At 72.5% G+C, this 19,368-nt stretch carries 15 protein-coding genes; 2 read left to right on the top strand and 13 right to left on the bottom strand.

The features are described from left to right. Nucleotides 1-70: 70 nt before the first annotated feature. The 13 genes from J1M37_RS08730 to J1M37_RS08670 all read right to left on the bottom strand — a co-directional run bounded on the left by J1M37_RS08730 (nucleotide 71) and on the right by J1M37_RS08670 (nucleotide 15,250). The gene (locus J1M37_RS08730) at nucleotides 71-1,531 is read right to left on the bottom strand and encodes a glutamate synthase subunit beta (protein ID WP_049147616.1); all 1,461 of its coding nucleotides are present in this window, start codon (nucleotides 1,529-1,531) and stop codon (nucleotides 71-73) included. Further along, nucleotides 1,524-6,176 (bottom strand): glutamate synthase large subunit, encoded by a 4,653-nt coding sequence (gene gltB / locus J1M37_RS08725; RefSeq protein ID WP_049147614.1) that lies wholly within the window; start codon nucleotides 6,174-6,176, stop codon nucleotides 1,524-1,526. Before gltB ends, J1M37_RS08730 begins: the two co-directional genes overlap by 8 nt. Nucleotides 6,177-6,379: 203 nt before the next feature. Then, nucleotides 6,380-7,363 carry a prolipoprotein diacylglyceryl transferase gene (gene lgt, locus J1M37_RS08720; RefSeq protein WP_010078757.1) on the bottom strand — a complete coding sequence of 328 codons (984 nt, stop codon included), beginning with the start codon at nucleotides 7,361-7,363 and terminating at the stop codon, nucleotides 6,380-6,382. 2 nt (nucleotides 7,364-7,365) lie between these two features. Next, a complete protein-coding gene (gene trpA, locus J1M37_RS08715) occupies nucleotides 7,366-8,172 on the bottom strand; it encodes a tryptophan synthase subunit alpha (protein WP_049147612.1) in 807 nt (268 codons plus the stop codon). After that, entirely contained in the window at nucleotides 8,169-9,494 is a 1,326-nt protein-coding gene (gene trpB, locus J1M37_RS08710; RefSeq protein WP_206452447.1) for a tryptophan synthase subunit beta, read from the bottom strand. Before trpB ends, trpA begins: the two co-directional genes overlap by 4 nt. Before the next feature lie 29 nt (nucleotides 9,495-9,523). Beyond that, complete coding sequence (gene trpC / locus J1M37_RS08705; RefSeq protein WP_049146874.1) at nucleotides 9,524-10,330, bottom strand: indole-3-glycerol phosphate synthase TrpC; 807 nt, start codon at nucleotides 10,328-10,330, stop codon at nucleotides 9,524-9,526. Nucleotides 10,331-10,335: 5 nt separating this feature from the next. Continuing rightward, nucleotides 10,336-10,659: an HGxxPAAW family protein gene (locus J1M37_RS08700; protein ID WP_036338645.1), complete on the bottom strand. Its 324-nt coding sequence runs from the start codon at nucleotides 10,657-10,659 to the stop codon at nucleotides 10,336-10,338. Nucleotides 10,660-10,784: 125 nt separating this feature from the next. Then, nucleotides 10,785-11,390: a Trp biosynthesis-associated membrane protein gene (locus tag J1M37_RS08695; RefSeq protein ID WP_044658968.1), complete on the bottom strand. Its 606-nt coding sequence runs from the start codon at nucleotides 11,388-11,390 to the stop codon at nucleotides 10,785-10,787. Beyond that, nucleotides 11,390-12,940: a chorismate-binding protein gene (locus J1M37_RS08690; RefSeq protein ID WP_206452446.1), complete on the bottom strand. Its 1,551-nt coding sequence runs from the start codon at nucleotides 12,938-12,940 to the stop codon at nucleotides 11,390-11,392. The genes J1M37_RS08695 and J1M37_RS08690 overlap by 1 nt, the downstream gene beginning before the upstream one ends. Further along, a complete protein-coding gene (hisI, locus tag J1M37_RS08685; protein ID WP_206452445.1) occupies nucleotides 12,937-13,317 on the bottom strand; it encodes a phosphoribosyl-AMP cyclohydrolase in 381 nt (126 codons plus the stop codon). The genes J1M37_RS08690 and hisI overlap by 4 nt, the downstream gene beginning before the upstream one ends. Before the next feature lie 44 nt (nucleotides 13,318-13,361). Beyond that, entirely contained in the window at nucleotides 13,362-14,132 is a 771-nt protein-coding gene (gene hisF / locus J1M37_RS08680; RefSeq protein WP_206452444.1) for an imidazole glycerol phosphate synthase subunit HisF, read from the bottom strand. Between the two features lie 46 nt (nucleotides 14,133-14,178). Further along, nucleotides 14,179-14,973 (bottom strand): ATP phosphoribosyltransferase, encoded by a 795-nt coding sequence (gene hisG / locus J1M37_RS08675; protein WP_206452475.1) that lies wholly within the window; start codon nucleotides 14,971-14,973, stop codon nucleotides 14,179-14,181. A 13-nt stretch (nucleotides 14,974-14,986) separates the two neighbouring features. Beyond that, nucleotides 14,987-15,250, bottom strand: coding sequence for a phosphoribosyl-ATP diphosphatase (locus J1M37_RS08670; RefSeq protein WP_010078767.1), 264 nt, complete (start codon nucleotides 15,248-15,250; stop codon nucleotides 14,987-14,989). A 1,358-nt stretch (nucleotides 15,251-16,608) separates the two neighbouring features. Between J1M37_RS08670 and J1M37_RS08665 the strand changes: the two genes are divergently transcribed. Together J1M37_RS08665 and J1M37_RS08660 are read left to right on the top strand one after the other, a co-directional pair. After that, a complete protein-coding gene (locus tag J1M37_RS08665) occupies nucleotides 16,609-18,030 on the top strand; it encodes a hemolysin family protein (RefSeq protein ID WP_036337238.1) in 1,422 nt (473 codons plus the stop codon). Beyond that, a complete protein-coding gene (locus J1M37_RS08660; protein WP_036337237.1) occupies nucleotides 18,030-19,046 on the top strand; it encodes a CNNM domain-containing protein in 1,017 nt (338 codons plus the stop codon). Before J1M37_RS08665 ends, J1M37_RS08660 begins: the two co-directional genes overlap by 1 nt. Nucleotides 19,047-19,368: the final 322 nt, after the last annotated feature.

The following is a 19,368-nucleotide window of genomic DNA, read 5'->3' as shown; positions in this document are numbered from 1 at the left end:
CACGATAGGGGGCGGGCCCGCCCTCGGTGGAGGGCGGGCCCGCGTGGCGTCGGAAGATGAGACGGAGGACTCAGCCGAGGACGAGGCCGCGGTCGTCCGGGTCCACGGGGTGCGGCAGTCGGGACCAGCGCTCGAGCGACTCGTCGACCTCCTGCGCGCACGCACGCCCCTCGGCGATGGCCCAGACCACCAGGGAGGCGCCGCGCCCGGCGTCGCCGCACGCGAACACGCCCGGCTCGTCGGTCTCGTACCCGTCCTTCCGGGCCACGAGCCCGCGTGTCACGTGCACGCCGAGCTGCTGCGTGAGCAGCCCCTCCTCGATGCCGGTGAAGCCCAGCGCCAGCAGCACCAGGTCCGCCTGGACCTCGCGCTCGGTGCCCGCCTTGGGCCCGCGCGTGCCGTCCTCGCGGTACTCGGTCTCCGCCACGCGCAGGGCGCGCACGCGGCCGTGCTCGTCGCCGAGGAACTCGACCGTGGAGGCAAGGTGCGCGCGGGCGCCGCCCTCGGCGTCGGCCGTGGTCTGCTGGTGGACCTTGGGGATCGTGGGCCACGGCTGGTGGACGGGGCGCTCGACCGGCAGCTGCTGGCCGATCGCCAGCGTCGTCACGGACGCCGCCCCCTGGCGGTGCGCGGTGCCGATGCAGTCCGCGCCCGTGTCGCCGCCGCCGAGGATCACCACGTGGCGCCCCTCGGCGGAGATCTGGTCCGGGACCTCGTCGCCGGCGACCGCGCGGTTGGACTGCACGAGGTAGTCCATGGCGAGGTGGATCCCGTCGAGGCCGCGGCCGGGGACGGGCAGCTCGCGGGCCACGGGGGCGCCGGTCGCCACGATCACGGCGTCGAAGCGGGCCTTGAGCTGGTCCCAGGGCAGGTCGACGCCGATCTCCACGCCGGTGCGGAACCGGGTGCCCTCGGCCTCCATCTGCGCCAGGCGCCGGTCCAGGACGTCCTTCTCCAGCTTGAAGTCCGGGATGCCCAGCCGCAGCAGGCCGCCGAGGCGCTCGTCGCGCTCGTAGACCACCACGGTGAAGCCGGCGCGGGTGAGCTGCTGCGCCGCGGCCAGTCCCGCCGGGCCCGAGCCGACGACGGCCACGGTGTGGCCGTTCAGGCGGGCCGGCACGACCGGCTCGAGCCAGTCGTTGTCGAAGATCTGCTCCGCGATCGCCACCTCGGTCTGCTTGATGGTGACCGCGGGCTGGTTGATGCCCAGGGTGCAGGAGTCCTCGCACGGGGCGGGGCAGATCCGCCCGGTGACCTCGGGGAAGTTGTTGGTCGAGTGCAGTCGCGCGGCGGCCTCGGCCCAGCGTCCCCGCCGGACCAGGTCGTTCCACTCCGGGATGAGGTTGCCCAGCGGGCACCCGGAGTGGCAGAACGGGATGCCGCAGTCCATGCACCGGCCGGCCTGGGTGCGCACGATCGCCTCGTCCTGGCGGACGTACACGTCCTTGAAGTCCATGATGCGCACCGGCACCGGACGCGTGGGGCGCTCGACGCGCTCCCGGTTCTTCAGGAATCCGCGCGGATCAGCCACGGGTCACCTCCAGCAGTCGGTCCCAGACGGCCTCCCCGTCCGGGTCGAGTCCCTCGGCCGTCGCGGCCTGACGGGTGCGCAGCACGAGGTCGTACTGCCGGGGCAGGACGGTCGTGAAGCGGTCCCACGCGGCGTCGGCGGCGTCCCCGCCGGCCCGCAGGTCGGCGAGCAGCGCGGCGGCGACGGCGGAGCCCGTCTCCGCGCGGTGCAGCTCCAGCAGCTCGGCGATCCGCAGCCGGTCCTGCGCGGACGGCGCCTCGAGGATCAGGGCGTCCTCGCGGACGGCGAGTGGGTTCAGGTCCTCCCGGTCCAGGTCCAGCACCCAGGCCCGCCCGCCGGACATGCCGGCGGCGAGGTTGCGGCCGGTCTCGCCGAGGATCAGCGCCTCACCGCCGGTCATGTACTCCAGGCCGTGGTCGCCGATGCCCTCGGCCACCGCGGTGGCGCCGGAGTTGCGCACGAGGAACCGCTCCCCCACGCGGCCGCGCAGGAACAGCTGGCCCGAGGTGGCGCCGTAGCCGATCACGTTGCCGGCCACGGTGTTCTCCTCGGCCACGAACGGGGCCTCGGCGTCGGGGCGGACGATCACGCGTCCCCCCGACAGGCCCTTGCCGACGTAGTCGTTGGCGTCGCCCGAGAGCCGCAGGGTGACGCCGGCGGGCAGGAAGGCGCCGAGGGACTGGCCGGCCTCGCCCGTCAGGCGCACGGTGATCGTGTCGTCGTCCAGCTCGTCGGCGAGCCGCGTGCTCGTGACGTGGTAGCCCAGCAGCGTGCCCACGGACCGGTCCGTGTTCACGACGGCCTCGTCCATCACGACGGGCGTGCCCGTCGTGAGCGTGTCCCCCAGCCGGGCGATGAACCGGTGGTCGATGTGGGAGGCGAGGTCGTGGTCCTGCTCGGTGGTGCGGCGCATGGGCGCGTCCTCGTGGCCCGGACGCCGGCCGACGGAGGGGTCCGCGAGGATGCCCGAGAGGTCCAGGCCCTCGGACTTCCAGTGGTGCAGGGCCGCGTCCACGTCGAGCAGCTCGCGGTGGCCGATCGCCTCGTCGAGCGTGCGGAAGCCCAGCTGCGAGAGCAGCTCGCGGACCTCCTGCGCGATGAACTCGAAGAAGTTGACGACGAACTCGGGCTTGCCCGTGAAGCGCGCGCGCAGCTCGGGGTTCTGGGTGGCCACGCCCACGGGGCACGTGTCCAGGTGGCACACGCGCATCATGATGCAGCCGGAGACCACGAGCGGGGCGGTCGCGAAGCCGAACTCCTCGGCCCCGAGCAGTGCGGCGATCACGACGTCCCGGCCGGTCTTGAGCTGCCCGTCCACCTGGACGGTGACGCGCTCGCGCAGGCCGTTGAGCATGAGCGTCTGCTGCGCCTCGGCCAGGCCGATCTCCCACGGGGTGCCCGCGTGCTTGAGGGAGTTCAGCGGGGAAGCGCCCGTTCCGCCGTCGTGGCCGGAGATGAGCACGACGTCGGCGCGCGCCTTGGCGACGCCCGCGGCCACCGTGCCCACGCCGGACTCGGAGACGAGCTTGACGTGGACCCGCGCGGTCGGGTTGGCCCGCTTGAGGTCGTGGATCAGCTGCGCCAGGTCCTCGATCGAGTAGATGTCGTGGTGCGGCGGCGGGGACACCAGGGAGACGCCCGGGGTCGAGTGCCGCGTGCGGGCGACCCACGGGTACACCTTGGTCCCCATCAGCTGGCCGCCCTCGCCGGGTTTGGCGCCCTGGGCCATCTTGATCTGCAGGTCGGTCGCGGTGGCCAGGTACAGGCTGGTGACGCCGAACCGGCCCGAGGCGATCTGCTTGATCTTCGAGCGGCGCTCCGGGTCCAGCAGGCGCTCGGGGTCCTCGCCGCCCTCGCCCGAGTTCGAGCGGGCGCCGAGGCGGTTCATGGCGATCGCGAGGGTCTCGTGCGCCTCCTGCGAGATGGAGCCGTAGGACATCGCGCCGGTGGAGAAGCGGCGCACGATCGACTCGACGGGCTCCACCTCGGAGACGGGCACCGGCGGCCGCTCGCCCGTACGCAGGCGCATGAGCCCGCGCAGGGTCATGAGCTCCTCCGCCTGGTCGTCCACGCGACGCGTGTAGTCCTTGAAGACGTCGTAGCGCCGCTCCCGCGTGGAGTGCTGGAGGCGGAACACGGTCTCGGGGTTGAACAGGTGCGGCGCGCCCTCGCGCCGCCACTGGTACTCGCCGCCCACCTCGAGCTCGCGGTACGGGTTGATGTCGTTGCCGTCCGGCGGATACGCGAACTCGTGGCGCGCCTGGATCTCGGCGGCGACGACGTCGATGCCCACGCCGTCGAGCGGGCTCGTGGTGCCCACGAAGTAGCGGTCCACGAAGCGCCGGGACAGGCCGAGCGCCTCGAACGTCTGGGCGCCGGTGTAGGAGGCGACCGTGGAGATGCCCATTTTGGACATGATCTTCTGGACGCCCTTGCCGAGCGCCTTGATCAGGTTCGCCACGGCCTGCTCGGCGGTGACGCCCGAGACCTCTCCCGTGCGCACGAGCTCCTCGGCGGACTCCATGGCCAGGTACGGGTTGACCGCGGAGGCCCCGTAGCCGAGCAGGACGGCCACATGGTGGACCTCGCGCACGTCGCCCGCCTCGACGATCAGCGAGCTCTTGGTGCGGTTGGCCGAGGCCAGCAGGTGGTGGTGCACGGCGGAGGTCAGCAGCAGGGACGGGATCGGCGCCCACTGGGCGGTGGCGCCGCGGTCGGACAGCACCACGTACTCCACGCCGCGGTTGACGGCGGCCGAGACCTGCTCGCAGATCGCCTTCAGCTGGGCGCGGAGCTCCTCGACGCCTCCGGCCACCCGGTACACGCCGTTCACCTTGAGGGTCAGGCGGGTGCCGTCGGCGTCGCGCAGGTGCTGGATGCGGGCCAGCTGGTCGTTGTCGATCACGGGGAACGGGACGTCGACCTGGCGGGTGCGCACCTGCTCGAGGGAGAGCACGTTGCCCTGCGGGCCGATCGCGGTGCGCATCGAGGTCACCTGCTCCTCGCGGATCGCGTCGAGCGGCGGGTTCGTCACCTGGGCGAAGGACTGCACGAAGTAGTCGAAGAGCAGCCGGGGCCGCTTGGCGAGGACGGCGATGGGCGTGTCCGTGCCCATCGCACCGAGCGGCTCGGCGCCCGTCTGGGCCATCGGCCCGACGAGGATGCGCAGCTCCTCCGAGGTGTACCCGAAGATGCGCTGACGCTGCAGGATCGACTCGGAGGTGTGGCGGACGTGCTCGCGCTCGGGGAGCGACTCCAGGTCCAGGAGGTTCTGGCGCACCCAGTCCTCCCACGGCTGGGCGGAGGCGACCTCGGCCTTGATCTCGTCGTCGCCGATGATCCGGCCCTGCTCGGTGTCCACGAGGAACATGCGCCCCGGGGCCACGCGCCCCTTGCGCACCACCGCCGAGGGCTCGATCGGCACGACGCCGACCTCGGAGGCCAGGACGACGAGGCCGTCGTCGGTGACCCACCAGCGGGCGGGGCGCAGGCCGTTGCGGTCCAGCACGGCGCCCACCTGGGTGCCGTCGGAGAAGGCGACGGCGGCCGGTCCGTCCCAGGGCTCCATGAGCATGGAGTGGTACTGGTAGAAGGCGCGGCGGGCCGGGTCCATGGTCGCGTGGTTCTCCCACGCCTCCGGGATCATCATCATGATCGCCTGGGTGAGCGGGCGCCCGGAGAGCATGAGCAGCTCCGCGACCTCGTCGAAGGAGGCCGAGTCCGAGCCGATGGGGCTGATCAGCGGGAACAGGTCCTCGGGGACCTCGCCGAGCATCGGGTGCTTGAGCTGGCCCTGACGGGCGCGCATCCAGTTGCGGTTGCCCTTGACCGTGTTGATCTCGCCGTTGTGCGCGATGGTGCGGAACGGCTGGGCCAGCGGCCACGAGGGGAACGTGTTGGTGGAGAACCGCGAGTGGACCACGCCCAGCCGGGTGGTGAACCGCTCGTCGGAGAGGTCCGGGTAGAACGGCTCCAGCTGGGCCGTCGTCAGCATGCCCTTGTAGACGATCGTCTGGGACGAGAGCGAGGGGAAATAGACGCCGGCGCGGGACTGGGCGCGGCGGCGCACCCGCCACGCCCGCACGTCCAGCGACTGCCCCGGCTCGGTGCCGTCCTGACCGTCCGCCAGGGACAGGAACAGCTGCTCGAACGCGGGCATGGCCGCCCGGGAGCCGACGCCCAGGGCCGAGGGGTCGGTGGGCACCTCGCGCCACGCCAGGACCTGCAGCCCCTCCTCCTCGGCCAGCCGCTCGACGGCCTCCTTCGCCTCGGCGCGCTCGCCGTCGACGGGCGGCAGGAAGGCGGTGCCGGCGACGTACTCGCCCACGGGGGGCAGCTCGGCGTCGACGACGGCACGGAACAGCTCGTCGGGGATCTGGGTCAGCAGGCCGGCGCCGTCGCCGGTGCCCTCGTCGGCGCCCACCGCCCCGCGGTGCTCGAGCGCGCGCAGGGCGGTCAGCGCGTGCTGGACGATGTCGTGGCCCGGGGTGCCCCGCAGGGTGGCGATGACGGCGAGGCCGCAGTTCTCGGTCTCCCGGGACGGGTCGTAGAGGCCCTGGGCGGCGGGGACGTCCGCATAGCGGACGAAGGGATCCACCGGTCCCCCCGCGCGGGGGGCCGAGGCGGGCGAGGATGCCACGGGCATGGTGCCGTCCTTTCCGGAGAGCAGGGGCTCGGACGGGGACGGCGCTGGCCCCGACGCTCGGGGCCGACGGCCCCGAGGTGGAAGAGACGCTACCGGGCGCGACGTCCCACTGTGCGGAACCGGACGTTCTGTGACACGCCGAATGTCCACCATGTGGGACACCGGGGCCCCGGGCGCCCCTCGCGGGCGCGCCGGGGAGCGGGTCAGCGCCGGACGGCGTCGTCCTCCGCCGCGCCCACGGCGTGGGACCCGGAGCGGCCCGCGGCGACGGCGGCGCCGTCGTCGCCCTCGGGGGCGTGCCCGGCGCGCCACACGCTCTGGTGGGCGTGGGGGCCGGCGGCCGCGCCGCGATGGCGCAGCAGGATCCCGACGATGAACGCGAGGGCGATGACGAACACCAGCAGGGACGTCCACACGTTGAGCCGCTGGGTGACGCCGAAGAGCGTGACCATCTCGGCGTCGTCGATGCGCAGCATCTCGATCCACGTGCGGCCCGCGGTGTACCAGGCGACGTAGGACCACAGCATGAGGCCGTGGCGCAGGTGCAGCGCGCGGTCCACGAGGAGCAGCAGCGCGACCCCGGCCAGGTTCCACAGGCACTCGTAGAGGAACGTGGGGTGGAACAGCGTGTCCGGGGCGTAGCCGGCCGGGAAGTTCGGGCTGGCCGGGTCGACCTCGAGCCCCCAGGGCAGGGTCGTCGGGCCGCCGAAGAGCTCCTGGTTGAACCAGTTGCCCCACCGGCCGATGGCCTGGGCCAGCAGGATGCCCGGCGCGACGACGTCGCCGAAGGCCGTCAGCCGCAGCCCGTAGCGGCGGCACGCGATCCACGCGCCCACGGCGCCGAGGGCGATCGCGCCCCAGATACCGAGTCCGCCGTTCCACACGTACAGGATCTGGATCGGGTCGCCCGTGCCGTCGAAGCCGGGCCCGAAGTACCGGTCCGGTGAGGAGAACACGTGGTAGAGCCGCCCGCCCACGAAGCCGAACGGGATGGCCCACAGGGCGATGTCGAGCACGCGGTCCTCGGGGCCGCCGCGGGCGCGCCACCGGCGCTCGGCGAGCCACAGGGCCAGGACGATGCCCAGGATGATGCACAGCGCGTACGCGTGGATCTTCACCGGGCCCAGCTGGAACCCGTCCCACCCGGGGGCGGGGAAGGCGGCGAGCGGGGCCAGGGCGGCGGTCACCCTCAGCCCTCTCGGACCGTGCCGGCCGCGAGCTCGCGGGTCAGCGTGCCCACGGCCTGCGGCCCGCCGTCCGTCAGCGCGCGCACCAGGGCCGTGCCGACGATCGCGCCGTCGGCGTAGGCGCCGATCTCGCGGACGTGCGCCGCCTGGGAGACGCCGAGGCCGACGCACACGTGCTCCGCCCCGGCATCCTGGGCCCGGCGGACCACGGTCTCGGCGACGGTGGACACCGCGTCGCGGGTGCCGGTGACGCCCATGACCGACACCGCGTACACGAAGCCGCGGGAGGAGTCGACGGTGAGGCGCACCCGCTCGTCCGTGGACGAGGGCGCGGTGAGGAACACGCGGTCCAGGCCGTGACGGTCCGAGGCCTCCATCCAGGCGCCGGCCTCCTCGGGCACGAGGTCAGGGGTGACGAGACCGGCGCCCCCGGCCTCGGCGAGGCGGCGCGCGAACTCGTCGACGCCCATGCGGTCCACGAGGTTCCAGTACGTCATCACCAGCACCGCGGCGTCAGTGCGCTGGGTCACCCGTCGGATGATGTCGAAGACGTCGGCCACGTGGAAACCCGCCTGCAGGGCGGCCTGGGTCGCGGCCTGGATCACGGGGCCGTCCATCACGGGGTCCGTGTAGGGCAGGCCCAGCTCGATGACATCGGCGCCGTTGTCCGCGGCGGCGACGACGGCCTCGACGCACTCGTCCACGGACGGGTAGCCGGCCGGCAGGAAGGCGACGAGGCCGGTGCGGCCGGCCGCCTTCGCGGCATCCAGGGCCGCGGCGGTCTTGGAGTGCACGGTCATGCCGGTCACTGCTCCTCTCCGGGGGTCATCTCCTCGAGCGGGTCCTTCTCCTCCGCGGCCGTGCCGAGGCCGAACCAGGCCGCCGCGGTGGCGACGTCCTTGTCCCCGCGGCCGGAGAGGTTCACGATGATGATCCGCTCCTGACCCTCCGGGGCGTCCGGCCCCACGAGGCCCTCGTCCGCCCAGCGGCGGGCCAGGCGCAGCGCGCCGGCCAGGGCGTGGGCCGACTCGATGGCGGGCGTGATGCCCTCGGTGCGCGTGAGCCGGAGGAAGGCGTCCATGCACTCGGTGTCCGAGACCGGCTCGTAGACGGCGCGGCCCGTGTCGTGCAGGAAGGCGTGCTCCGGGCCGACGGCCGGGTAGTCCAGGCCCGCGGAGATCGAGTGGGAGTCGATCGTCTGCCCGTCCTCGTCCTGCATCAGGTACGTGCGGGCGCCGTGCAGCACGCCGGTGCGTCCGAGCGTGATGGACGCGGCGTGGCGGCCGGTCTCGAGGCCCTCGCCGCCGGCCTCGAAGCCGTAGAGCTCCACCCCAGGGTCGTCGAGGAAGCCGTGGAACAGGCCCATCGCGTTGGACCCGCCGCCCACGCACGCCGCGACGGCATCCGGCAGGCGGCCGGCCTGCGCCAGGATCTGCTCGCGGGCCTCTTCGCCGATCACGGAGTGGAAGTAGCGCACCATGGCGGGGAACGGGTGCGGGCCCGTGACCGTGCCCATCAGGTAATGCGTGGTGTCCACGGAGGCGACCCAGTCCCGCAGGGCCTCGTTGATCGCGTCCTTGAGGGTGCGGGCGCCGATCGCCACGGGGATCACCTCAGCGCCGAGCATCTGCATGCGGGCCACGTTCAGGGCCTGGCGGCGGGTGTCCTCCTCCCCCATGTACACGGTGCACTCCATGCCGAACAGCGCGGCCGCCGTCGCCGTGGCCACGCCGTGCTGGCCGGCGCCGGTCTCCGCGATCAGACGCGTCTTGCCCATGCGGCGGGCGAGCAGCGCCTGGCCGATCACGTTGTTGATCTTGTGCGAGCCGGTGTGGTTGAGGTCCTCGCGCTTGAGGAAGATGCGCACGCCGGGGGTGTCCGCGGCGAACCGCGGCACCTCGCTCAGCAGGGAGGGCCGGTTCACGTAGTCCCGGAACAGGGTCCGCAGCTCGGCCTCGAAGGCGGGGTCCTGCCGCGCCTCCTCGTAGGTGCGGGTGAGCTCCTGCAGCGCGGCCATGAGGGACTCGGGCATCCACTGCCCCCCGTAGTCGCCGAAGTAGGGCCCGGCCTGACCCTGATACGGCCCCTCGAACTCGATCGCGGGCTCGGTGCTCGGACGGTCGGCGCTCATGGCGACCACGCTCCTCGGGTCTGGTTCGGTCAGCGGACGGTGAGGGACGCGGCGCGGAACGCGCGCAGCGCCTCCTCGGGGGCGCCGTGGCGCACGAGGGCCTCGCCCACGAGCACGACGTCGGCGCCCGCGGCGGCGTAGGCCTTGATCTGCTCCTCGGACTCGACGCCCGACTCGGCGACCCGGACGACGTCCTCGGGCAGCCCGTCGGCCAGCGCGGCGTAGCGGGCCGGGTCGACGTCGAGGGTCTTGAGGTTGCGCACATTGACGCCGAGGATGCGGGCGCCGGCGGCGACGCCGCGCTCGATCTCCTCGGGCGTGTGGGCCTCCACGAGGGCGTGCATGCCCAGGGACTCGGTGAGCTGCAGGAAGCCGGCCAGCTCGGCGTCGTCGAGGGCGGCCACGATCAGCAGGACCAGGTCGGCCCCGTGGGCGCGGGCCTCGTGGATCTGGTACTCGGTGACGGTGAAGTCCTTGCGCAGGACCGGCAGATCGACGGCGGCACGCACGGCGTCCAGGTCGGCCAGGCTGCCGCCGAAGCGGCGGGCCTCGGTGAGCACGGAGACGGCGCTGGCGCCGCCGCGCTCGTACGCGCGGGCCAGGGTGGCCGGCTCGGGGATCTCGGCGAGCGCCCCCTTGGAGGGGCTCGCCCGCTTCACCTCGGAGATCACCCGGATCCCCGCGGGGTCGGTGCGTCCGCCGTGCAGGGCCGCGTGGGCGTCACGCGGCGCGGGGGCGGCGGCCACCAGCTCGGCCAGGCGCGCCTCGGGCAGGGCACGGCGGCGAGGCTCGAGGTCCTCACGGACGCCGTCGATGATCTCCTGGAGGACGGACACGCGGATCAGTGACCGTGCTGGCCGCGACCCGCGCCGGCCTTGCCGGCGACGATGCCCACGACGACGCCCACGGCCATCAGGGCCACGCCGATCCAGACGACGACGCTCCAGTCGGCGAGCAGGCCGACGCAGCCGGCCACGAAGCCGACGAGCACGAGCGCCACCATGGCCCACGCGCCGGGCGAGTTGCCGTGGCCGGGCAGCTCGAGGTGGGTCGGGTCGTTGAGCACCAGGCCGTCCTCGGTCACGACGACGTCCTCGACGGCGCCGCGGCGGGCGGCGCGACGGGTGGTGGGCTCGGTGTGCGCGGTGTTCGCGGTGTGGCTCATGGCTGTCCCTCACTGGTGCGTGGTGTACATGACGACTGTCCCTCATTGTGCCATGCGGGCACGGGGCCGGGCCCGCGTGACCCGGGACGACCCGGGCGGTGCGGGGCGGTCCGAGAGACGGGCACTCACGTGGGGTCGTTGCCGCGGGACAGCTCGTCCCACGCGTCCATCTGGTCCACGCGCCGGCGCTGGGCCGCCTCGCGGGCGGACTGCGCGGGCTGCTCCCCGGCGGCGGCCGGGCCGGGCTCGGAGGCCGCAGGCGCCTTCTCGTAGCGCCGGGACGAACGCCAGCCACGGCCCGCCAGTGCCGCCACGACGCCGCACAGCGCCGCGAGGACGCCGCCAGCCGCCGCGACCCACGGCCACGCCGTCACGGCGTAGTCCTGCGCGAGCGCAGTGGTCCCGGTCGCGTCGGCGACCGCGGCGGCCGCCGTCGTCGCCGGATCCAGGGCGGCGGTGACCGAGGTCGAGGCGATCACGACCCCAGCCAGCGCCATGAGCACGCCGACGATCACGGCGCCGAGGCGCCGGGCGGTGGTCAGGGCGAGGGCACCGGCCATCACGACCAGGGCCATGGCGGTGGCGACGGGCGCGGCGGCGCCGCCCGACGTCGTCGCCTCGGAGGCGATCCCGCCGGACAGGCCCGTGGCGGTCACCCAGGTGCGGCCCGCCGTGAGCAGCACGAGCCCGCCGGCGGCCAGCGCGGCGAGGACCACGGTGCGGCGGCGCATCACGCCTGCCCCAGCTCGCCCGCGGTCAGCACGGACCGCAGCGGCGCCGTCGCCTTGGTGACGGTCTCGGCGGTCTCGGCGTCGGGATCGGAGTCGGCGACGATGCCGGCGCCGGCCTGCACGTGCGCCTGGCCGCGGTGCAGCGTGGCCGAGCGGATGTTGATCGCCATGTCCATGTTGCCCGCCAGGTCGAAGTAGCCGACGACGCCGCCGTAGGGCCCGCGCTCGGTCGGCTCCCACTCGTCCAGCAGCTGCAGGGCGCGGGGCTTCGGGGCGCCGGACAGCGTGCCGGCGGGGAAGGCAGCGCGGAGGACGTCGAGCGCGTCGACATCGTCGCGCATGCGGCCCTCCACGTGGGAGACCAGGTGGAGGATGTGGCTGAACGCCTCGAGCTCCATGAACTGGGTGACCTCGACGGTGCCGGGGCGGCACACGCGCGAGAGGTCGTTGCGGGAGAGGTCCACGAGCATGAGGTGTTCGGCCCGCTCCTTCTCGTCCTCCAGCAGGTCCTTGCCGAGGAGGCGGTCGTCCTTCTCGGTGGCCCCGCGCCGCCGTGAGCCGGCGATCGGATGGGTGACCACGCGGCGGTCCCGCACGGTGACGAGCGCCTCGGGCGAGGAGCCCACGATCTCGTACGGCTCCCCGTCCGGGGTCTCGAAGGAGAAGAGGTACATGTAGGGGCTCGGGTTCACCGTGCGCAGGACGCGGTACACGTCCAGACCGGTGGCGTCCGTGGTGACCGAGAGGCGGCGGGAGACGACGGCCTGGAACACCTCGCCGTCACGGATCGCCCGCTGGGCCTTCGCGACGGCCTCGCGGAAGCCTTCGGCACCCCACCGGTCCTCGGCCTGGGCGGCGACCCCGTCCGCGTCCGCCTCGAGCCAGCGGCGCGGGACGTCGCTGACCGGGTCCGCGGCCGGGGCGGCCAGGCGCTCGACCATGGCATCCAGGCGGGCGAGCGCGTCGTCGTAGGCGCGGTCCGCGCCGGTGGCCAGGCCGTTGCCGTTCACCGCGTTGGCGATCAGCGTCACGGTGCCGTCCAGGGCATCGTGCACGGCCAGGTCGGTGACGAGGTTCATCGCGAGGTCGGGCAGGCCGAGGTGGTCCTCGGGCGGGTGCGGCAGGCGCTCCCACGCGCGGACCGTGCTCCAGCCCAGGAAGCCGGCCATGCCGGAGACGAGGTGCGGCAGAACGCCTCCGACCTCGGCGCGCACGTCCGTGCGCAGCAGGCGCAGGCACGCGGCGAGCACGTCCAGGGCGCGGCCCTGCGTGGGCAGCCCCTCGGGCGGGGTGCCCTGCCAGTGCGCCTCGCCGTCCCGCGAGGTCAGGGTGACGGATGAGCCGGCCCCGATGAAGCTGTACCGGGACCACGCCGCGCCCGGGGTGGCGGACTCCATCAGGAAGGTGCCGGGGCGGGAGCCGGCCAGGCGCCGATGGATCGCCAGCGGCGTGAGGCCGTCCGCCAGCACCGTGCGGACCACGGGGATCACGCGGGCGGTGTCCGCCAGACGCAGGAACTCCGCACGGGAGGGAGTGGTGGCGGCGGTCATCGGGCGGCCTCCTCGGGGTCGACGGCGGCCGCCGGCATGACGATCTCGCGGCCGGTGAAGCAGGTGCGGGTGCCCGTGTGGCAGGCGGGGCCGGTCTGGTCCACGGTGAGCAGCAGGGTGTCGCCGTCGCAGTCCGCGTGGACCGCGCGCACCCGCTGCAGGTGGCCCGAGGTCTCCCCCTTGCGCCACAGCTCGCCGCGCGAGCGGGACCAGTAGGTGGCCCAGCCGGTCTCGAGCGTCGCGCGCAGGGACTCCTCGTTCATCCACGCCATCATGAGCACCTCGCCGGTGCCCTCCTGCTGGGCGATGGCGGGCACCAGGCCCCGGTCGTCGAAGGTCACGGAGGCCACGAGGTCGTCGGGCGTGGAGAGGCTCATGGAGGTCCAGTCTAGGGAGCCGGAACGGGGCGTGGTCGCCGGGGTCAGCGGACGGTGTGCCCCGCCTGCCTCAGGGCGTCCTTGACGCGGGCGAGCATGTCGTCCGGGCCGAAGTGGAACAGGGAGGCGGCGAGCACCGCGTCCGCGCCGGCCGCGACGGCGGGCGGGAAGTGCTCGGGCTCGCCGGCGCCGCCGGAGGCGATCAGCGGCACGCGCGTCACGGCGCGCACGTCCCGGATCATCTCCAGGTCGAAGCCCTCGCGCGTGCCGTCCGCGTCGATCGAGTTGAGCAGGATCTCCCCCACACCGCGCTCGGAGGCCTCACGGCACCAGGCGACGGCGTCGATGCCCGTGCCCCGGCGGCCGCCATGGGTGGTGACCTCGTAGCCGGAGGCGCAGCCCGGGTCCTCCGTGCGCCGGGCGTCGAGGGAGAGCACGAGGACCTGGGACCCGAAGCGGCGGGTGATCTCCGTGATCATCTCGGGCCGGGCCACGGCCGCGGTGTTGACGGAGACCTTGTCCGCCCCCGTGCGCAGCAGCCGGTCCACGTCCTCGACGGCGCGCACGCCGCCGCCCACGGTCAGCGGGATGAAGACCTCCTCGGCCGTGCGGGTCACGACGTCGTAGGTCGTGGCGCGGTCCGAGGTGGAGGCGGTGACGTCGAGGAACGTGATCTCGTCGGCGCCGGCGGCGTTGTAGCGGCGGGCGAGCTCGACCGGGTCGCCCGCGTCGCGCAGGTTCTCGAAGTTCACGCCCTTGACCACACGCCCGGCGTCCACGTCCAGGCAGGGGATGACACGCACGGCGAGGCTCACGTCGGCTCCTTCGTCTCGGGGGGCTCGGGCGGGACGGCGCGGGCCGTCAGAGGCGGATCGCGTGGATCGCGGAGATCAGGATGCCGCGGGCGCCCAGGGCGTACAGCTCGTCCATGACGCGGTTGGCATCCGGCTTGCGGACCATGGAGCGCACGGCGACCATCGTCTCGTCCCGCAGCGGGGAGACCGTCGGTGACTCCAGCCCCGGGGTGACCGCGGTGGCCGCCTCCAGCAGGTCACGACGGATGTCGTAGTCGATCATGACCCACCGGCGGGCCACGAGCACGCCCTTGAGGCGGCGCAGCAACACGTCGAGGCCCTCGGGGCGCTCCCCCGCGCGGCCGATCAGCACGGCCTCCGAGTCGAGGATGGGCTCGCCGAAGACCTCCATGCTGGCGGCGCGCAGGGTGCTGCCGGTCTCCACGACGTCGGCGATCGCGTCCGCCACGCCGAGCTTGACGGAGGACTCCACGGCGCCGTCGAGGTGCACCACCGTGGCGTCCAGGCCGGTGCGGGCCAGGTAGTCGGAGAGCAGGCCGTCGTAGCTCGTGGCGATGCGCTTGCCGGCGAGCTGCTCGGCGGAGGTGAAGGAGCCGACGGGGGCGGCGAGACGGAACACGGAGCGGCCGAAGCCGAGCGCCATGATCTCCTCGGCGGTGTCCCCCACCTGCGCGTCGCAGAACAGGTCGCGGCCGGTCAGGCCGACGTCGAGGGTGCCCTGGCCGACGTAGACGGCGATGTCCCGGGGACGCAGGTAGAAGAACTCGACGTTGTTCTCGGGGTCCACGAGGACGAGCTCGCGGGAGTCCCGGCGTTGCCGGTAGCCGGCCTCGGTCAGGATCTCACGGGCGGCCTCAGAGGTGGCGGTAGACGTCCTCGAGGCTGATGCCGCGGGCGATCATCATGGTCTGCACGTGGTACAGCAGCTGCGAGATCTCCTCGGCGGCGGCCTCATCCGACTCGTACTCGGCGGCCATCCAGACCTCGGCCGCCTCCTCGACGACCTTCTTGCCGATCGCATGGACGCCGGCGTCGATCTGGGCCACGGTGCCGGAGCCCTCGGGGCGCTCCTGCACCTTGCGCGTCAGTTCCGCGTACAGCTCGTCGAAGGTCTTCACGGGACCACCCTAGCGACCCTGCCCCTCCAGCCCAGACCGGAGTCGGTCATTGTGACGTACGGGACGGCGGGGTCTTCGCCACGCGCTGCACCTACGGGCCCACGTGGGACGTGCCGGCCGCTCAGCGTCCTCCCCCTCCCATGTCTGCACGTTCCTTCACTCCCATCGGGGCACGCGCGCGAGGCGGCCGTGGACGTGGGGATGACGGGCTGAACGTGCCCGTCCGGTCCGCACGCATGGCCCGGGCGACCTCCGACAGGTGGGCACGACACGCTCGTTTCTGACCCCAGCGACGACACCGCTCCTTGCACACCTGAGACACCACCAGGTCGATCACTGCCCCGAACCCCGCCCGGGCCCACCGCACCAGATCTCTTCCGCGACGCACACATCCATCTCGTCGACTGTCCACGCGTCCGGGCCTCGGGTCCAGGCCCTGGAGGTCACCGGCGGGCGGCGCGGCCGCGCCCACGTCGCCGACGGGGAACAGGAATGATGCGGCGAGAGGATCTGGGGGTAGCCGTCGTGGCCCTCCTCCCCTTCCCGGACGAGGAGCAGAGCCCCGCGCTCGGACCCGCGAACTGGAGCATGACCCACCACGATGAAGGCGACCCATCCCGTCCCGCACACCGAGTGAGCGCCCGGTTGCAGCGAGCGCAGAAGATCCTCTCCCGCTGGCGGGTGGCCACGGGCAATGCGGTGGAAGGCATGGAATGGGAGCGGGATCCCGGTGATGCGCAGCTCGTGGAGATGGCTCGGCTGCCCAGCAGTGCCGAGCTGCCCAGCGCTGGAGCCTGGCTTCCGGGGCTGGAGATCCTCATGGGCCTTCGTCGCAGACCTGGTGCCGGGCCCCCTCAACCACCGGCTCGCCACGTGCTCGTTCTATCGGGAGAAGGCTTCGGCGCCCGTCCCCTCGGCGCGTCGCCATGCTCGCCCTGACGTGAGCCGACGTTCGTGGGTGCGGGGCGTCGGCCGACTCCCACGGGGGTGGCCTCACACGCACCCGACGGTCTGTCCCACCACGTCTCAGACCCTCCGACACTTCTGTCCAACAGCTCGGTTTGGGACCGTTTCTGACGTGATGCTCTCGTGGGCGGACGGGGCGTGTAAAGGGGTATACCCGGCTGGACATCCTGGCGGGCAGATGCCCGATGTCGGCGGCGAGGCCACACCCCAACCTTGCCCTGCGACCGGTTACCGGTGGTAATGTGCCGCCATTATTCATTCGACCCCTTATGGAGCCCCTGAATACATGAGCGACGGCCCAGCCGCCTGCCCTGGTGACAGTCCGAGCGTCACCCCCACCCCACCCCGCAGCTGGCGGGGTCGCCTGCACCTCGTGGGGAGGTGACTCAGGCATGGATCCAGTCCTGACACTGATCCTCGGATCCCTCATCATCCTGGCGATCATCGCCGCCAACGGCTTCTTCGTGGCCCAGGAATTCGCGTACATGTCTGTAGACCGCGTCCGCCTGCAGACCGCCGCCAAGGCCGGCGACCGCGCCGCCGCCCGCGCACTGCAGGTCACTCGCCGCACCTCCTTCATGCTCTCCGGCGCGCAGCTGGGGATCACGGTCACAGGCCTCATGGTGGGCTACGTGGCAGAGCCGATGGTGGGTGCGGCCCTGACCGAGTTGCTCGGCGGCACCGCACTGCCTTCTGAAGTGGTCATCGCCATCTCCACGCTGGGCGTACTGGTGGTGGCCACCCTGGTGCAGATGATCATCGGCGAGCTGTACCCCAAGAATTTGGCCATCGCCAACCCCGAGCCCCTGGCCCGCGCTCTGGCCCGGCCCACACAGATCTACCTCGGCCTGTTCGGCTGGCTCATCTGGGTCTTCGACAAAGCGGCCGAGGTGCTGCTCAAGCTCCTGCGCATCGAGCCAGTGCACGACGTCGACAGCACCGCCTCCGCCGAGGACCTGGACCGCATTGCCCTGGACTCCAGAGCTTCCGGATCCTTGCCCGCGGAGGTCTCCGTCCTGATCGACCGGGTGCTGGACTTCCCAGACCAGGACGTGCAGCACGCGATGGTGCCCCGCTCGCGTGTGGACGAGGTTCAGCCCCAGACCTCCCTGGCTCAGGTGCGCGACCTGATGGCCACCGGCCACACCCGCTACCCGGTGATCTCGAACGAACACGAACCGCTCGGGGTAGTCCACCTCACCGACCTGCTCGGTGAGACCCGGATGGCCCCGGACACCCCCGTGTCCGCCCTGATGCGCCCTGCACTGGTGCTGCCCACGATGATGTCCCTGCCCGACGCAGCCCGGGAGCTCGACGGCTCAGGGCAGCAGATGGCGTGCATCGTGGACGAGTTCGGCGGCTTCGTCGGCGTGCTCACAGTGGAAGACCTCGCGGAGGAGCTCGTGGGCGAGCTCACGGACGAGCACGACCTGCACCCCCAGGAGGAGATCACCGCCACAGGCCTGCACTCCTGGGTCCTGAGCGCAGAGGCCCACCTGGACGAGCTCGAGCGCCTCGTCGGGCACCCCCTGCCCGTGACCGAGGCGGAGTCCGCCGCCGGTCTGACCATCGACGCTCTGGGCCGTCTGCCCCGGGAAGGCGAGGTCATCACGATCGACCTGCCCGAGGACCCACGAGACTTCGGGGCTGAGGAGGTCTACGACCGCCACCTGCAGGTCGAGGTCCTCTCCATCCAACGCAGGGTCCCAGCTCGACTGCGGATCCACCTCATCGAGGTGCCCCGCTCTGACACCGCCGGCAGCCATGCCGCCCACGAGGCCCAGCCCGACGCCACCACGGACGAGGAGCGATGATGCACGGTCCACTGATCGTCATGCTCGTGACCACAGCGCTGATCGTGCTCAGCGCGATCTTCGTCATCATGGAGTTCTCCCTGCTGGGCGCCCGCCGGCACCGGCTAGAGGCCGAGGCAGGACGCAGCCGCGCCGCGCGGGCCGCTCTCAAGGGAGTCGACGAGCTGACCCTCATGCTCGCCGCAGCCCAGTTGGGCATCACCTTGTGCACCTTCGCCCTGGGGGCGATCACCAAGCCGGCCGTCGACGCATGGCTCGGCCCCGTCCTGGAGGACTGGGGCATCCCCGCAGCGGCAGCCGGAACCGCCTCCTTCGTCCTGTCCTTGCTGGCCGTGACCTTCCTTCACCTGGTCATCGGGGAGATGGCCCCCAAGTCCTGGGCCATTGCCCACCCCGAGACCGCAGCCAAAGCCGTGGCCGTGCCCGCACGCGCCTTCGTCTGGACCGTTCGCCCCCTGCTGCTGCTGGCCAACCGGCTGGCCAACCGCCTGGTGACCCTCAGCGGCGTCACCCCCGTGGACCAAGCCGCCGTGGGCGGCTACGACGCAGCGGCCATTCGTCAGCTGGTTGAGCACTCCGCCGCCGCCGGCACCCTGGACCGGCAGAACCATGAAGCCTTGGCCGGTGCCCTGGACCTTCAGACCCTCACTCTCGGGGACCTCCTCCCCCAGGGTCAGCACCCGGTCAAGGTCGCCCCCGACGCCGACGTCGAGGCGGTCCAGAATGCCGCTGCGTGCTCAGGGCACTTGCGTATCCTGGTCCAGCCGGACCATACCCCTGAGAGCGTTCCGGGCGTCGTCCACGTGCGGGACACCCTCACGATGGAGCCTTCTGCGCCAATCCAGCCGCTTATCCAGCAGGCTCTGACGCTGCCCTCCACCACACCGTTGCACGAAGCACTTGCCTCCATGCGCCGCAACAGCCGCCAGCTGGCCGCAGTGACCCAGGACAACCGGTTCACTGGGGTCGTCACCCTCACCGACGTCTTGCGCGGAGTGTTGCCCCGCGCGGCTTGAGTCCACACCTCGGCAACACCACCGCGGGGGCCGCTGAAACGGCCCCCGCGGTGGTGTGGACAAAGAATCAGAATCGGCACAGTGGCCTCGCCCCCCATTCCGGCCTCAATGGGCTCAGTCATGCTCCGACTCACGGGCGTGTAACGGCTAAATCGGTCGTTTGTGGCGGCTGCTCGGTGTGCCGCCCGGTGTCATGTGTGGCTTGCGCCGCTATATGGCGGGGTTCTGTCGGAGCTCAGTGGCGGCCTCCAAGCACGCGGGCAAGAGGGCGCTGCGAGTGAGGCTCACGTTCCGCAAGCCGATCCTTCACCGGGACAGCGGC

The sequence above is a fragment of the Micrococcus sp. KRD012 genome (assembly GCF_017168555.1).
Taxonomy (GTDB): domain Bacteria; phylum Actinomycetota; class Actinomycetes; order Actinomycetales; family Micrococcaceae; genus Micrococcus; species Micrococcus luteus.
The sequence above is the reverse complement of the archived record's forward strand: the minus strand, read 5'-3'. Positions and strand labels throughout refer to the sequence as shown.